This is a genomic window from Peterkaempfera griseoplana, assembly GCF_001418575.1.
Taxonomy (GTDB): Bacteria; Actinomycetota; Actinomycetes; order Streptomycetales; family Streptomycetaceae; genus Peterkaempfera; species Peterkaempfera griseoplana.
Genome location: NZ_LIQR01000007.1, coordinates 1 through 14,370, shown reverse-complemented (window position 1 = coordinate 14,370; position 14,370 = coordinate 1). Strand labels below are relative to the sequence as shown.

14 protein-coding genes are annotated in these 14,370 nt (G+C 71.8%); 8 read left to right on the top strand and 6 right to left on the bottom strand.

Annotated features, from left to right (window positions below):
- The first annotated feature begins 363 nt into the window (after window positions 1-363).
- Both AOK09_RS00490 and AOK09_RS00485 read left to right on the top strand, forming a co-directional pair.
- Window positions 364-1,257 carry a DUF4097 family beta strand repeat-containing protein gene (locus tag AOK09_RS00490; protein WP_055585065.1) on the top strand — a complete coding sequence of 298 codons (894 nt, stop codon included), beginning with the start codon at window positions 364-366 and terminating at the stop codon, window positions 1,255-1,257.
- Window positions 1,254-2,354: a PadR family transcriptional regulator gene (locus tag AOK09_RS00485; RefSeq protein WP_055585064.1), complete on the top strand. Its 1,101-nt coding sequence runs from the start codon at window positions 1,254-1,256 to the stop codon at window positions 2,352-2,354. Before AOK09_RS00490 ends, AOK09_RS00485 begins: the two co-directional genes overlap by 4 nt.
- Before the next feature lie 119 nt (window positions 2,355-2,473).
- Here AOK09_RS00485 and AOK09_RS00480 read toward each other — a convergent pair whose 3' ends face one another.
- Both AOK09_RS00480 and AOK09_RS00475 read right to left on the bottom strand, forming a co-directional pair.
- Window positions 2,474-3,436, bottom strand: coding sequence for a zinc-binding dehydrogenase (locus AOK09_RS00480; protein ID WP_055585063.1), 963 nt, complete (start codon window positions 3,434-3,436; stop codon window positions 2,474-2,476).
- Between the two features lie 96 nt (window positions 3,437-3,532).
- The gene (locus AOK09_RS00475; RefSeq protein ID WP_055585062.1) at window positions 3,533-4,729 is read right to left on the bottom strand and encodes an NAD(P)-dependent malic enzyme; all 1,197 of its coding nucleotides are present in this window, start codon (window positions 4,727-4,729) and stop codon (window positions 3,533-3,535) included.
- 624 nt (window positions 4,730-5,353) lie between these two features.
- On the opposite strand from AOK09_RS00475, the gene AOK09_RS00470 reads away from it, so the two are divergent.
- From AOK09_RS00470 to AOK09_RS00455, 4 genes are all read left to right on the top strand, one after another.
- Complete coding sequence (locus tag AOK09_RS00470; RefSeq protein WP_055585061.1) at window positions 5,354-6,274, top strand: ABC transporter substrate-binding protein; 921 nt, start codon at window positions 5,354-5,356, stop codon at window positions 6,272-6,274.
- A 269-nt stretch (window positions 6,275-6,543) separates the two neighbouring features.
- Window positions 6,544-7,470 (top strand): ABC transporter substrate-binding protein, encoded by a 927-nt coding sequence (locus AOK09_RS00465; protein ID WP_107101195.1) that lies wholly within the window; start codon window positions 6,544-6,546, stop codon window positions 7,468-7,470.
- A 28-nt stretch (window positions 7,471-7,498) separates the two neighbouring features.
- Entirely contained in the window at window positions 7,499-8,479 is a 981-nt protein-coding gene (locus tag AOK09_RS00460) for an amino acid ABC transporter permease (RefSeq protein WP_055585060.1), read from the top strand.
- A 50-nt stretch (window positions 8,480-8,529) separates the two neighbouring features.
- The gene (locus tag AOK09_RS00455; protein ID WP_107101196.1) at window positions 8,530-9,282 is read left to right on the top strand and encodes an amino acid ABC transporter ATP-binding protein; all 753 of its coding nucleotides are present in this window, start codon (window positions 8,530-8,532) and stop codon (window positions 9,280-9,282) included.
- A 78-nt stretch (window positions 9,283-9,360) separates the two neighbouring features.
- Here AOK09_RS00455 and AOK09_RS00450 read toward each other — a convergent pair whose 3' ends face one another.
- The gene (locus tag AOK09_RS00450; protein WP_055585058.1) at window positions 9,361-10,101 is read right to left on the bottom strand and encodes a hypothetical protein; all 741 of its coding nucleotides are present in this window, start codon (window positions 10,099-10,101) and stop codon (window positions 9,361-9,363) included.
- The gene (locus AOK09_RS00445) at window positions 10,098-10,604 is read right to left on the bottom strand and encodes a SigE family RNA polymerase sigma factor (protein ID WP_055585057.1); all 507 of its coding nucleotides are present in this window, start codon (window positions 10,602-10,604) and stop codon (window positions 10,098-10,100) included. The genes AOK09_RS00450 and AOK09_RS00445 overlap by 4 nt, the downstream gene beginning before the upstream one ends.
- 173 nt (window positions 10,605-10,777) lie before the next feature.
- Here AOK09_RS00445 and AOK09_RS00440 point away from each other — a divergent pair, with 173 nt between their 5' ends.
- Window positions 10,778-11,449, top strand: coding sequence for a CGNR zinc finger domain-containing protein (locus tag AOK09_RS00440; protein WP_055585056.1), 672 nt, complete (start codon window positions 10,778-10,780; stop codon window positions 11,447-11,449).
- On the opposite strand, the gene sodX is transcribed toward AOK09_RS00440, so the two are convergent.
- Complete coding sequence (gene sodX / locus AOK09_RS00435) at window positions 11,433-11,927, bottom strand: nickel-type superoxide dismutase maturation protease (protein ID WP_079062608.1); 495 nt, start codon at window positions 11,925-11,927, stop codon at window positions 11,433-11,435. The genes AOK09_RS00440 and sodX overlap by 17 nt on opposite strands.
- Window positions 11,928-12,122: 195 nt before the next feature.
- Here sodX and sodN point away from each other — a divergent pair, with 195 nt between their 5' ends.
- The gene (gene sodN, locus AOK09_RS00430; RefSeq protein WP_055585055.1) at window positions 12,123-12,518 is read left to right on the top strand and encodes a superoxide dismutase, Ni; all 396 of its coding nucleotides are present in this window, start codon (window positions 12,123-12,125) and stop codon (window positions 12,516-12,518) included.
- A gap of 191 nt (window positions 12,519-12,709) precedes the next feature.
- Here sodN and AOK09_RS00425 read toward each other — a convergent pair whose 3' ends face one another.
- Entirely contained in the window at window positions 12,710-14,332 is a 1,623-nt protein-coding gene (locus AOK09_RS00425) for a Na+/H+ antiporter (RefSeq protein WP_055585054.1), read from the bottom strand.
- Window positions 14,333-14,370 lie beyond the last annotated feature (38 nt).

Here is a 14,370-nt window from a genome sequence, read left to right as displayed (position 1 = left end):
GTCCAGGGAGGGCGGGGGCGGCGGCCGCGGGCCCGGTGCTGTGCGGGGCGGCTCCGCCCGACTGGGCGGCGAAGGCGCCGGAGACCGCGGCTCCGGCGGCCACCAGGCCGCCGGCCGCTGCGAGCGCGCCGATGCGGCGCCTGTTTCGCTGCCTTGCGTGACTCAACGGATACCTCCAGCGTGGCCGGGCGTGCACGCTCCTGGCGGGGCACCCTGGGGAGCGTTCCATCGCTGGTGGTACGCCCCCCGGCGGGGCGCGGGTTCAGCGGCGGGCGCCCTTCGCGCTTGACTTCCACAGGACGCGATATATCGTGTTAGTCGTAGCGACGCGATATGTCGCACAGACCAACGGGAGGGACAGTCATGACGCGGTGGACCGTCAACGGACCCGAGAAGATCGCCTTCGACCAACCGGTGAGCGCCCTCCAGGTACGTACCGTCGCCGGCGCCGTCCATGTGGTCGCCACGGACGGACCGGCCCGGCTGGAGGTGAGCGAGCTGGACGGGCCGCCACTGGAGGTGACCCTGGACGGCGGCACCCTCACCGTCGGCTACAGCGACCTCGCCTGGCGCGACTTCTCCTGGAAGACCGTCGCCTCCTACATCGACTCCTGGCGCCGCAGGCGCCATGCGGTGGTCTCCCTCGCAGTGCCGTCCCAGGCCCGGGTGGAGCTGGGGACCGTCAGCAGCGACTCGGTGGTCTCCGGGATCTCCGGCCGGGTCACCGTCCGCGGCGCCAGCGGCGACACCACACTGGTCCGGGTCTCCGGCCGGGTGGAGGCCACCTCGGTCTCCGGCGACATCGACGCCCAGGCGGTCTCCGGAGAGCTGCGGATGCAGACCGTCTCCGGCGAGCTCACCGTCGTGGAGGGCACCGCCGACCGGCTGCACGCCAACACGGTCAGCGGCTCCATCACCGTCGACCTGGACTGCCACGCGCCGGCCGACGTCCACCTCAACACCGTCTCCGGCGAGGTGGCCGTACGGGTGCCGCACCCCGCCGACACCCGCGTGGAGGCGGGCACCAGCAGCGGCCAGGTCTCCAGCGCCTTCGACGAACTGCGGATCGACGGCTCCTGGGGGGCCAGGCGGCTCTCCGGCCGCCTCGGGGCCGGCACCGGCAAGCTCCAGGTGACCACCGTCTCCGGCTCGGTGGCCCTGCTGCGCCGCCCCGTGGACGCGGACGTCGAGGACGGCCCCGGGGGCGGCGCCTCGGCCCCGAGCCCCGACCTCACCAAGAAGGGCGGCGAGGCATGAGCCCGGTCTTCGCCCACGGCCGGCTGCGGCTCTACCTGCTGCGCCTGCTGGACGAGGCGCCCCGGCACGGCTACGAGGTGATCCGCCTGCTGGAGGAGCGCTTCCACGGTCTGTACGCCCCCTCCGCCGGCACGGTCTACCCCCGGCTGGCCAAGCTGGAGAAGGAGGGCCTGGTCACCCACAGCACCGAGGGCGGCCGCAAGGTCTACCGGATCACCGAGGCCGGCCGCGCCGAACTGACATCACGTCAGAGCGAGCTGGCGGAGCTGGAGCTGGAGATCCGCGACTCGGTCTCCCAGCTGGCCGAGGCCATCCGGGAGGACGTCCGGGACTCCGCCAAGGACCTCCGCGAGGAGATGCGCCGCGCCGCCCAGGAGTCCCAGCGCGGCGGCGCGTCCGGCGACAAGGAGGGCTGGCGGCACGCCAAGGAGGAGTACGCCCGCTACCGCACCCAGGCCAAGGAGCAGACACGCCAGGCCAAGGAGCAGGCCAAGCAGGCCAAGGAGCAGCTGAAGCAGGCCCATGAGGAGGCCCGCCGGATCCGGGAGAGCGCGCACGCCGCGGGGGCGGCCGCGCAGGAGGAGGCCCGCCGGCTGCAGCGCCGGGTGGAGCAGCAGGTACGCGAGCACGCAGCCCGCGGCGACTGGCAGACCGGGCTCAGCGAAGGGCTGGCGGAGCTCACCAGGGGGCTGGCCGGGCTGGCCGACCCGGGCAGGTGGGGCGCCCCGGCGGCGCGGCCGGACCGGGGCGGACCGGAGCACGTCGACCTGCAGCGCGTCGACCTGGACCACGCCGACCCGCAGCACGTGGGCCCACAGCACGTCGACCCACAACACGTGGACCTGGACAAGGACGGGGCGGCGGCGGACCGGGCGGAGCTGCCCGACTGGGCCCGTACCGACCCGGCGGGCGATCCGGCGCGGGAGCTGGAGCGGCTGCTGGACCGCTTCCGCGACCGGGTCCGGGACGGCGCCCGCGACCACGGGGTCTCCCCCGCCCTGCTGGCCCGCTCCGGCGCGATCCTGGCCGAGGCGGCAGCCCGGCTGATGGGCGGCCAGGACGGGCCCGGTGACGCCCCCCGCGAGGGCGGCCGGTGACCGGGGAACCGGCCCGGCCGGGCGGCCCGCATCCCCGTCGGTCGGGGGGAGCCGCACGGCCGGGCGTGCCCGGCGGCGACGCGGAGCGCGTCCCCGCCGGGCTCAGGGGGTGAGCCCCCTCAGGGGGTGAGCACGATCTTGCCGAAGACGTCGCCCTCGGCCATCCGGGCGAACCCGTCCCTCGCCTCCGCCAGCGGCAGCACGGTGTCGATCACCGGCCGGACGCCCGAGCCGGCGCAGAGCGCCAGCAGCCCCGCGAGCTCCTCCTTGGTGCCCATGGTCGAGCCGACCACCTTCAGCTCCAGGAAGAAGATCCGGGTGAGCTCGGCGCTCGACGGGTTGGGCCCGGAGGTGGCCCCTGAGATCACCACGGTGCCGCCGGGCCGCAGCGACTTCACCGAGTGCGCCCAGGTCGCGGCCCCCACGGTCTCCATCACCGCGTCGACCCTGGCAGGCAGCCGAGCACCGGTAGGGAAGGCCGCGTCGGCGCCCAGCTCCAGCGCACGGGCCTGCTTGGCCTCGTCCCTGCTGGTGGCCCACATCCGCAGCCCGGCCGCCTTGCCCAGCACGATCAGGGCCGTCGCCACCCCGCCGCCGGCGCCCTGTACCAGCACCGTGTCACCGGGCCTGACGCCCGCGTTGGTGAAGAGCATCCGATAGGCCGTCAGCCAGGAGGTGGGCAGGCAGGCCGCCTCCTCGAAGGAGAGTTCGGCGGGCTTGGGCAGCAGGTTCCAGGTGGGGACGGTGACCTGCTGGGCGAAGGTGCCCTGGTAGCGCTCGGTGAGGATGGACCGCGGCTCGTCGGGCCCCACCCCGTGCCCGGACTGGCCGATCACCGAGTGGACCACCACCTCGTTGCCGTGCTCGTCGATCCCTGCCGCGTCGCAGCCCAGGATCATCGGCAGCCGCTCCTGGGGCAGCCCGACCCCGCGAAGTGACCACAGGTCATGGTGGTTGAGGGAGGCGGCCTTCACGGTCACCGTGGACCAGCCCGGCCGTGCCTCCGGCTCCGGTCGCTCCCCCAGTTCGAGACCACTCAGCGGGTCGTCACGGTCGATACGTGCGGCATAGGCAGCGAACATGATCCGGACCCTAGCCGCGACGGCCGGGGCGGGGAACCGCGCCACGGTGTGACGTCCACCGCGCGGTCCACACCCCGGCCGCCGGGTGCCCGTGGGCTACCGCCGCGCCACTCCCTCGCGTCGTGCGGCCTCCGCGACGGCCCGGGTGACCGCGGGGGCCACCCGCTCGTCGAAGGGGCTGGGGATCACCCGGTCCGCCGACAGCTCGTCCGCCACCACGGCGGCCAGCGCCTGAGCCGCGGCCAGCTTCATCCCCTCGGTGATCCGGGAGGCACGGACCTGGAGGGCCCCGGCGAAGATGCCGGGAAAGGCCAGCACGTTGTTGATCTGGTTGGGGAAGTCGGACCGTCCGGTGGCAACCACCGCGGCGTACCTGGCCGCGACCTCGGGGTGGATCTCCGGGGTGGGGTTGGCCATGGCGAAGATCAGGCAGTCCTTGGCCATCCGGGCCACCGCCTCCTCGGGGACGGTCCCCCCGGAGACCCCGACGAAGACGTCGGCGCCGTCCAGGGCGTCCGCCAGCGAGCCGGTGAGCCGCGCCTTGTTGGTGAGTTCGGCGACCATCCGCTTCACCGGGGTGAGGTCCTCGCGGCCCTCGTGGACGACGCCCCTGCGGTCGCAGACCGCGACATCGCCGATGCCGGCCTCCAGGAGGATCTTGGCGATGGCGATGCCCGCCGCGCCGGCGCCGCTGATCACCGTACGCAGTTCGCCGATCTCCCGACCGGTGACCCGGGCGGCGTTCCACAGCGCGGCGAGGGTGACGATGGCGGTGCCGTGCTGGTCGTCGTGGAAGACCGGGATGTCCAGCCGGTCCTGCAGCCGCCGCTCCACCTCGAAGCAGCGGGGGGCGGAGATGTCCTCCAGGTTGATGCCCCCGAAGGAGGGCGCGAGCCTGGCGACGGTCTCCACCAGCTCGTCCACGTCGGTGCAGTCCAGCGCCAGCGGGACCGCGTCCACACCGCCGAACTGCTTGAAGAGGATCGCCTTGCCCTCCATCACGGGCAGTGACGCCTCCGGGCCGATGTCGCCCAGGCCCAGCACGGCCGTTCCGTCGGTGACCACGGCCACCGTGGAGGACTTCCAGGTGTAGTCGTGCACCAGCTCCGGCTGCTCGGCGATGGCGGTGCAGACCCGGGCCACTCCCGGGGTGTAGGCGAGGGACAGGTCGTCCGCGTCGCGCACGGGCACCGTGGCGCGGACCTCCATCTTGCCGCCGCGGTGGAGCGCGAAGGCCGGGTCGATGGGGTCGCCGGTGTCCGCCGTATGGGGGTGGATGATCTCCGCTGCCACGATGACCTCTTCGTCTTCGTCGTCGCGGGCGCGGCCGGGCGGCGGGTACGCCGCGTCCGCCGGCGACCGGGAAAGGGGCCGGTGGGGACGGGCGCGACAGCCGGGCGGCGCGCCCTCAGGGTGAGGGTGTCGGTGTGATGCTGAACGCTTCCGATCGGTACCGGCTTGAGCCTAGGCGGGGCAAAGGCCGCACATGGGTGCCTTCTCCCCGCGTGAGGTACCCGTCACCCTTGCGGCGGCGGAACCGGTCCTGAGGAAGCGAAGCACTGCGACGGCGGTCGGACGTGCACGCCGACAGCGCCGGGAACAGTGCGGACAAGCAGACGCGGAGGGTTGTGGTGCCTGGGATCCGGAGTCGCGTCGTTGACTTCCGGTCCCGTACACCCCGGATCGGTCCCGATCCGGCGGCCTGCTTGCGCTTGCGGGGGTCACCCGTTACCCGATTTTGACACACCGGGTGACGGTCGCGGCAGAGCGGGATGGGAGGATCCACTTTTGTCACCGGTTGTGCACGGTCCCCACGACGACGTGCCCCCTGACGGACCTCCGGCACCTCTGCGGCACCACCCTGCCTCAGCCGGGCTCAACCGTGGCGACCCCGCTACCGCAGGAGGCCAAGGAACTATGACTGCACGCCCGATACGCCGCCGCACTGCCGCCGCCGGTGCCGTTATCGCCACCGGCTCGCTGCTGCTGACCGGCTGCGGATCCGGCACCGGCCCCACCGCCCAGTCCCAGTCGCTGCACGACCGTCTGCCGCAGAAGGTCAAGGACGCCGGTGTGCTCAGGATCGGATCGGACCTGAGCTACGCACCGGTGGAGTCCAAGGGCAGCGACGGCAAGGCGGTCGGACTGGACCCCGACATCGCAGCGGCCATCGGGAGGAAGCTCGGACTCCGTGTGGAGATCCAGAACGTCGGCTTCGACAAACTCCCCCAGGAGCTGAAGGCCGGCACCATCGACGCCGTGATGTCGGCGATGACCGACAACAAGGACCGCCGTGAGGGCACCGACGCACTGGGCGACCCCAAGCCCGGCGCGGTCCCGCTGGACTTCGTCGACTACTTCATCGCCGGCACCTCGCTGCTGGTCGCCAAGGGCAACCCGCAGCACATCACCCAGCTCACCGACCTCTGCGGCAAGACCATCGCGCTGCAGAAGGGGACGACCCAGGACGACATCGCCACCCGCCAGCAGGCGCCTTGCAAGACCGCGGGCAAGCCGCTGAAGGTGCTGCGCTACGGCACCGACGACCAGGCCCTGGCCCAGCTCAAGGCGGGCAACGTCGCGGCGGACATGAACGACTTCCCGGTCGCCGTCTACAACGCCCAGAGGTACTCCAACGGCACTGCCCTGGAGGTGGCCGGGCCGCAGATGCAGCCGGCCCCCTACGGGATCGCGCTGCTGAAGAGCAACACCACGCTGCGTGACGTACTGGCGGACGCGGTGGACTCCATCATCATCAGCGGCGAGTACGACAAGATCCTCGCCAAGTGGGACCTGTCCGCCGGAGCCGCGCAGAACGCGGTGGTCAACGGCGGGTGACCGACTCCGCACGCTCCTCGCACGCCCGCCCCTGTCTGCATACTGGGACGCTGGGGCCGACTTCATCCCCGTTATCCGATTTTGATCTCGGTGAGGGTCCGCTCAGCGGGGTCGAGGTGGCAAGATGCCGCCATCACTGGTCGCGGCACGGCTCGCACAACGGCGTGCACTCAAGCAGCAACACCGCAAGACCCGGCGCGTCCCCTGGGGGCGCGCCGCGCTACCGCGCATTCGCTGAGAAGACCTTCCCATCAGGAGGATCACCCGATATGACTGCACGCTCCCTCCGCCACCGCCTGTTCGCGACCGGTGCGGTGCTGGTGGCCGGCTCCCTCTCGCTGACCGCCTGTGGCAGCAGTGGTTCCAGCGCCAGCAGCGCGCCCAACCCGACGGTCTCGGTGAACGCCGCCACCGCGGACAGCTCCCTGACGGCCCTGGTCCCGGCCGACGTCAAGAGCAAGGGCAAGCTGGTGGTCGGCGCCGACGCGTCGTACGCGCCCAACGAGTTCAAGGACGACAAGGGCAACGTCGTCGGCATGGACGTCGACCTGGCCGACGCCATAGCGGCCAAGCTGGGCCTGAAGGCCGAGGTGCAGAACTCCAAGTTCACCGCGATCATTCCCGGCATCGCGGCCAAGAAGTTCGACCTGGGCATGTCCTCCTTCACCGACAGCAAGGAGCGCGAGCAGCAGGTCGACATGATCACGTACTTCTCCGCGGGCACCTCCGTCGCGGTGAAGGCCGGCAACCCCGACAAGATCTCGGCGGACGACCTCTGCGGCAAGAAGGTGGCCGTGCAGACCGGCACCGTGCAGTCCGACGAGGTCAAGGACAAGCGGAACCCGGACTGCAAGAAGGCCGGCAAGCCGACGATCCCCAACGACGGCGACAAGTACGACCTGCAGACGGACGTCAACAACGCCCTGGTCAGCGGTCGCGACCAGGTCATGATGGCCGACTCCCCGGTGGTGGACTACGCGATCAAGCAGTCCGCCGGCCAGCTGGAGAAGATCGGCGAGACCTACGACTCCGCCCCGTACGGCATCGTGGTCTCCAAGGGCTCGCCGCTCGCCAAGGCGATCCAGGGCGCACTCACGGCGCTGATCTCGGACGGCACCTACAAGCAGATCCTGCAGAAGTGGGGCGTCGAGTCCGGCGCCATCGACAAGTCCGTGATCAACGGCGCCACCAGCTGACCCGGCCGACGGCAGACTAGGCACAGACGTGAATGCTCCTGACAAGGGGGCGGCGGTGACGGGACGGCCCGAGGCAATCAAGGCCGTCCCGGTCCGCCACCCCGGACGCTGGGCGGGCGCGGTCGTGGTCGCGGTGCTCGTGGCCATGCTGCTGCACGCCTTCCTCTACAACCCCCGTTTCAAGTGGGACGTCGTCGGTCAGTACCTGTTCGACGACAGCATCCTGCGGGGCCTGCTCGTCACCCTGGAGCTGACTGCGCTCTCCATGGTCATGGGCGTGGTCGGCGGTGTGCTGCTCGCCGTCATGCGGCTGTCCCGCAACCGGCTGCTGGCCGCTGCCGCATGGCTGTTCATCTGGGTCTTCCGCGGCACCCCGGTGCTGGTCCAGCTGGTGTTCTGGGGCTTCCTGGGCGCGCTGTGGCCGAAGCTCTCCATCGGCGTGCCGTTCGGTCCGGCCTTCTGGTCGGAGAACACCAACACGCTGATCCCGACCTTCACCGCCGCGCTGCTGGGTCTCGGCCTCAACGAGGCCGCCTACATGGCGGAGATCGTCCGGGCGGGCATCACCTCGGTCGACGAGGGGCAGACCGAGGCCGCGCACGCGCTGGGCATGAGCCGTTTCCAGACCATGTGGCGGATCGTGCTGCCGCAGGCCATGCGCGTGATCATCCCGCCCACCGGCAACGAGACCATCTCGATGCTGAAGACCACCTCACTGGTCAGCGTGCTGGCGCTGGAGGAGCTGTTCCAGGCCGGGCAGCTGATCTACTCCCGCAACTACCAGAACATCCCGCTGCTGATCGTGGTCAGCCTCTGGTACCTCTTCCTGACCTCGATCCTCACCGTCGGCCAGTACTACATCGAGCGCCACTACGCCCGCGGCGCCAACCGCACCCTGCCGCCGACCCCGGTACAGCGGATCCGCACCCTGCTGTCCTCCGCCCGGCGCAGCCCGGCCGCAGCGGGCGCCGAGCCCGTGCCGGCCTCCGGCGGAGAGGAGCTCTCATGACCGACATGGCCAAGGCGTCCGAGGGGACCGCTCCCGCGGCGGACCACCCGATGGTCAGGGCGGAGGGCGTCCACAAGTCCTACGGCCCGGTCGAGGTGCTCAAGGGCATCGACCTGGAGGTGAAGCGCGGCGAGGTGTTCTGCCTGATCGGCCCGTCCGGCTCCGGCAAGTCCACCTTCCTGCGCTGCATCAACCACCTGGAGAAGATCAACGCGGGCCGGCTCTGGGTGGACGGCGGACTCGTCGGCTACCAGCAGCGCGGCGACAAGCTGCATGAGCTCAAGGACCGCGAGGTGGCGTTCCAGCGCCGCGACATCGGCATGGTCTTCCAGCGGTTCAACCTCTTCCCGCACATGACCGCGGTGGAGAACATCATGGAGGCCCCCGTCCGGGTCAAGGGACGGAGCAAGGCCGAGGCCCGTGAGCAGGCCGCACAGCTGCTGGAGCGGGTCGGACTCGGGGACAAGGGCGGCAACTACCCGTCGCAGCTCTCCGGCGGGCAGCAGCAGCGGGTGGCCATCGCCCGCGCGCTGGCCATGGAGCCCAAGCTCATGCTGTTCGACGAGCCCACCTCGGCTCTCGACCCGGAGCTGGTCGGTGACGTCCTGGACGTCATGCGGCAGCTCGCCGAGGAGGGCATGACCATGGTCGTGGTCACCCATGAGATGGGCTTCGCCCGCGAGGTGGGCGACGCCCTGGTCTTCATGGACGGCGGTGTGGTGGTGGAGTCCGGCCACCCGCGCGACGTCCTGACCAACCCTCAGCACGACCGCACCAAGGCGTTCCTGTCCAAGGTGCTCTGAAGCTGCTCCGAAGGTGCGCTGAACAGCCGACGGCGCGGGCCCCGACCGGGGTCCGCGCTGTCGTGCTGTCCGGGCCGGTCAGGGCTTGGCCAGCTCCTCCGGGTCCAGGGCGATCTTCCGCAGCTGGTCCCTGCTGAGCGGCGGTGCGGCCATCTCGGGACCGAGCGCCGCGCGGTTGCCGCGGCTGTCGTTGATCAGGACGTCGCCCCGGCCGCTCAGCCGCCGCTGGGCGACCAGGGTGCCGTCGTCCAACCGGTAGATGGTCAGGCTGCCGTCGCTCAGCCGCTCATAGCTGCAGTCCGCCGTCCCGCCGGTCTCGCAGGCGTTGTAGTCGGGCGAGTTGAACTTGGGGTCCTTGCCCGGCTCGACCCCGTACTCCCGCAGATCGATGCTGAAGTACCCGGTGCGCCCGCCCTTGCTCACCGAGAAGATGCCCTCCAGCGCCCCCTGCTCGGGCTTGATGATCTCGTTCTTGCCCGGGGCGCCGAAGTCCAGCAGCGTCCGTTCGATCCTCCCGACGCCCGGCAGCTGCTTCCGCAGGTGGGCCACGGCCCGGTCGGGGGCCGCCTGCCTGCCGCTGGACGCCACCGTGGTCGTGGTCTGCCTCGGCGCCGCGGCGCCACCGCTCAGCTGCGGCGCCAGCAGGGTCGCGCCGGCCGCGAGGGCCGCCGCCCCGCCGATCACACCCGCCCGGCGGCGCCGGCGCACCCGCGACGCCGCCGCGAAGAGCTCCTCCGTCCCGCCGTGCGCGCCGGACTCGGCGGTGCCCACCGCCGCGCCCAGCAGGTCCCGCACCGGGTTGTCGGTCATGTCGTTCATGCCGCCTCCTTCTGAAGTACCAGGGCTTCCGTCGGCAGGAGCGCCCGCAGGGCCGCCGCTCCCCTTGCCGCGTGGCTCTTGACGGTGTTCTGTCGCATTCCGAGCAGTTCGGCGGTGGTCTCCACGCTGAGGTCCTCCCAGTAGCGGAGCACCAGTACCGCGCGCTGCTTGGCCGGCAGCCGGGACAGCGCGGCCCGCACCGACAGCCCCAGATCGCTGTCGACCCCGGGATGGGCCTGCTCGGGGAGCTCCCCGAACGGGCGCTCCCGGCGCCAGAAGCGGCGGCGCGACGAGATGAAGGTGTTCATCAGGGTGCGCCTGGCATAAGCCTCGATGTTGTCGAGCCGCTCCAGCCGGCGCCAGCCCAGGATCACCTTCACCAGCGTGGTCTGCACCAGGTCGTCGGCCTCGTCGCGGTCCCCGCACAACAGGAAGGCACTGCGGAAGAGCGCGGTGCGCCGCCCGGCGACAAAGTCGTGCAGGGCCCCTTCGTCCTGCGCCATCCCCTCCCCTTTCGGCTCTCGGTGGGCCACCCGGCCGGGCGGCCCTCGACCTCTTCAGTGCCGCGGGACGCCCCGGGGGTTGCAGTGCCTCCGCACCGGATCGCCGAGTAATACCCTGGTATTGAGCACGGCCATTACGGATGTCCGACCGCCGACAGTAAGGACCGCACATCGTGGAGCTGGCCTCTTATGCGGAGTACGCCGTCCGCCTGGTGAACAGCGAGGAGCCCGCACGCGGCACCGACACGCTCACCTCGCTGGACGCCGTACGGCAGCTCTCCGGGGCCGGCACCCGGACCGCGAGCATGGCCGACGAGGCCGACCTGCCCCGGCTCCGCGCCGTACGGGCCAGGCTGCGGGCCGTCTTCGAGGCGGCGTCCGAGGGCGCCGAGACGACGGCCGTGGACCTGCTCAACGGGCTGCTGGTGGAGTTCCCGGTGAGCCCGGTGGTCTCCGGCCACGACCTCCTGGACGAGGAGGGACGGCCCCGCTGGCACCTGCACCTGGCGGACAGCGCCGCCACCGCCACCGCCAGCTACACCGCGCTGGCCGCCATGGGCCTGGCCATGCATCTGACCTCACTGGGCGCCGACCGGCTCGGCATCTGCCAGGCCGCCCCCTGCCGCAACGCCTATCTGGACACCTCCACCAACCGCTCCCGGCGCTACTGCTCCGACCGGTGCGCCACCCGGGCCAATGTCGCGGCCTACCGGGCCCGCAAGCGGCAGGAGTCGCTGGCGGCGGAGCAGCACTCCGCGCAGCAGCAGACCACGGAGCAGGAGGCCACGGAGCGGAAGGTCACTGAGCCGAAGGTCACTGAGCCGAAGGTCACATCTCCGCGCTGATCCGGGTGAAGACCCCGAGCCGGGCGGCCAGACCCGGGACGCTGCCCAGCGGCCGCCTCCGCAGCAGCCGCTCCAGCCAGCCGGCCGGCGCCAGCCAGACCGGGTGCGGCCGCAGCCGCAGCAGTACCCGGCCCAGGACCAGTTCGTCCGGCACCGTGCCGAAGTCCCGGCTGTCGCCCTCCGCGAAGGGGTTGTCCGACAGCAGCCACCAGCCGCCCCGCCGCCGTTCCACGGCGCGCTTGACCAGCAGCAGGTTCTGCCGCAGCGGGTGCCGGGCGACCACCACCGCGCCCGGGCGCAGCCGGGCTCCGTAGCGCACCAGCACCTGGTCGCCGTGGTTGAGCGTCGGGTTCATGGAGGGCCCGGACACGTCCACCATCCCGAGCGGGGGCGTGCCCCGGCCGCCCTCGGGTTCCTCCTCGAGGACACCGAGCCCCGTTCCGTAGGGGTCGCCGTCCTGCCGCCTCTTCAGCGCCATGCCTCACACCTACCCGGTCCCAGACGTCTCGTCCAGACCCCAGCATCCCGCACGCCCCGATCCGCCGTGCAGCCGCCCGCGCCCTGCGCCCCCGCCCCTCCGACTTTTGCCCTAGGACCCCGGGGGCAAGCGCGAAACACTGCCCGATGCGGGGTAATCTCGCACCGGGAAGACGATCACGGAGGAAGGACTCCCATGCTCTCTCGTCTGTTTGCACCGCGGGTCACCGCTCACGCTCACTGCGACCTGCCCTGCGGCGTGTACGACCCGGCCCAGGCCCGGATCGAGGCCGAGTCCGTGAAGGCCGTCCAGGAGAAGTACCAGGCCAACGAGGACGCCCACTTCCGCGCTCGCGCCGTGATCATCAAGGAGCAGCGCGCGGAGCTGGCCAAGCACCACCTCTCGGTGCTGTGGAGCGACTACTTCAAGGCCCCGCACTTCGAGAAGTACCCGCAGCTCCACCAGCTCTTCAACGACGCCCTGAAGGCCGCCAGCGCCGCCAAGGCCTCGACGGACCCGGCCACCGGCCAGGCCCTGCTGGACCTGATCGCCGAGATCGACAAGATCTTCTGGGAGACCAAGAAGGCCTGATCCCGGATCATGCCGCCAGGCCTGCCGTCGTTCCGTTTCTGCAGGTCGTCCACCGCACCCGGTCCGCAGGGCTCCGCACAGGGGTCCCTCGCGGTCCGGGTGCGGCTTTTTGCGCCCGGTCCCCCGGCGTCCGGCCCCGCAGGTCGCAGGTCGCGGGGCACGGGCGGGGCCGCTGCGGCCGCGGGGACGGCTCACTCCTCCTCGCGGTCGACCATGGCCTCCTCGAAGTCCAGCCGCCGGACCAGGCGGCGCAGCAGCTCGTCGTCGATCCGGCCCTGGTCGCGCAGGTCGACGAAGGCCCGGCGCTCGGCCTCGATGGTCTCGCGGCTCAGCCGGCGGTAGGTGGCGTCGGCAGACTCGCCGGTCTCCTCGTGGACCGCGCCCAGCCGCTCCCAGACGGCGTTCTGACGGCGGTCCAGGACACGGCGCAGCCGCGTCTCCAGCGCTGCGGGCAGCCGGTTGCGCTCCTCCTCCAGCAGAGTGTCCAGCCGCCCCTGGGCGGCCTGTGAGGCGTCGCTCTGGGCCTGCGCCTCCACCAGGATCAGTCGCTGCTGGTCGGGCTGCGGCAGCCGCAGCAGCCGTACCAGGGCGGGCAGCGTCAGCCCCTGGATCAGCAGGGTGCCGATCACCACCGCGAAGGTGAGGAAGAGGATCAGTTCCCGGGCCGGGAAGGGGTGCCCCGAGTCGTCGGTCGTCGGTACCGAGAAGGCGACCGCGAGCGACACCACGCCGCGCATCCCGGCCCAGGAGATGACGAAGCTGAAGGTCCACGGCTTCACATGGGCCGGCGGCAGGCCGCGGCGGCGGCGCCGGCGGCGGGTGAGCAGCGGCGGCAGATAGGTCACCGGGTACGTCCACAGGAACCGTCCGGCGATCACCACTCCGAGGATCGCGGAGGCCCAGACGGCCAGCTGCCCGGGGTCGTAGCCGCCCAGGTCGGCCAGGATGACGCGCAGTTGCAGGCCGATCAGCGCGAAGACGGTGGACTCCAGCACGAAGGACACCATCCGCCAGACCGCCTCCTCCTGCAGCCGGGTCGCGAAGTCCACCGCGTGGGCGCGGTGGCCCAGGTAGAGGCCGACCACCACCACGGCGATCACCCCGGAGGCATGGAAGGCCTCGGCCGCCGCATAGGCGGCGAACGGGACCAGCAGCGAGAAGGTGTTGAGCAGCAGCGGGTCGGCCAGCCGGGTCCTGACCCACTGCAGCGGCACCATCAGCGCCAGCCCCACCGCGGTGCCGCCCAGCGCGGCCACCAGGAACTCCCCCACGGCGGTGCCCCAGGAGAACCCCTCGCCCACGGCGGCGGCCAGCGCCACCCGGTAGGCGGTGATCGCGGTGGCGTCGTTCACCAGGCTCTCGCCCTGCAGGATGGTGGTGATCACCCGTGGCAGACCGACGCGGCGGGCGACCGCGGTGGCGGCCACCGCGTCCGGCGGGGCGACCACGGCGCCGAGCACGAAGGCCGCGGGCATCGGCAGCCCCGGCACCAGCGCATGGGCGGCCAGCCCCACCAGCACGGTGGAGAACAGCACATAGCCGACCGACAGCCAAGCCACCGGCCGCATGTGGGCGCGCAGCCCCAGGAAGGAGCTGTCCAGCGCCGCGGTGTAGAGCAGCGGGGGCAGCACCAGGGGCAGCACCAGGCCGGGGTCCAGCGCATAGGCCGGCACCCCCGGCACATATGAGGCCAGCAGGCCCACCGCGACCAGGAGGAGCGGCGCCGAGGTGCCGAGCCGCCGGGCGAGTCCGGCCACGGCGGTACTGCCCGCGACGAGGAGCAGGAGATCGGCGCTGGAACTGGCGTGTGTCATGGGGCGGGCGTCCCTGGGGTGGTACCTTAGACACATCT

Coding starts and splice junctions, on each gene's coding strand:
- AOK09_RS00455 (WP_107101196.1), top strand. CDS start 8,530: ATGGTCAGGGCGGAGGGCGTCCACAAGTCCTACGGCCCGGTCGAGGTG.
- AOK09_RS00445 (WP_055585057.1), bottom strand. CDS start 10,604: ATGGCGCAGGACGAAGGGGCCCTGCACGACTTTGTCGCCGGGCGGCGC.
- AOK09_RS00450 (WP_055585058.1), bottom strand. CDS start 10,101: ATGAACGACATGACCGACAACCCGGTGCGGGACCTGCTGGGCGCGGCG.
- AOK09_RS00485 (WP_055585064.1), top strand. CDS start 1,254: ATGAGCCCGGTCTTCGCCCACGGCCGGCTGCGGCTCTACCTGCTGCGC.
- AOK09_RS00490 (WP_055585065.1), top strand. CDS start 364: ATGACGCGGTGGACCGTCAACGGACCCGAGAAGATCGCCTTCGACCAA.
- sodX (WP_079062608.1), bottom strand. CDS start 11,927: ATGGCGCTGAAGAGGCGGCAGGACGGCGACCCCTACGGAACGGGGCTC.
- AOK09_RS00465 (WP_107101195.1), top strand. CDS start 6,544: ATGACTGCACGCTCCCTCCGCCACCGCCTGTTCGCGACCGGTGCGGTG.
- AOK09_RS00470 (WP_055585061.1), top strand. CDS start 5,354: ATGACTGCACGCCCGATACGCCGCCGCACTGCCGCCGCCGGTGCCGTT.
- sodN (WP_055585055.1), top strand. CDS start 12,123: ATGCTCTCTCGTCTGTTTGCACCGCGGGTCACCGCTCACGCTCACTGC.
- AOK09_RS00425 (WP_055585054.1), bottom strand. CDS start 14,332: ATGACACACGCCAGTTCCAGCGCCGATCTCCTGCTCCTCGTCGCGGGC.
- AOK09_RS00480 (WP_055585063.1), bottom strand. CDS start 3,436: ATGTTCGCTGCCTATGCCGCACGTATCGACCGTGACGACCCGCTGAGT.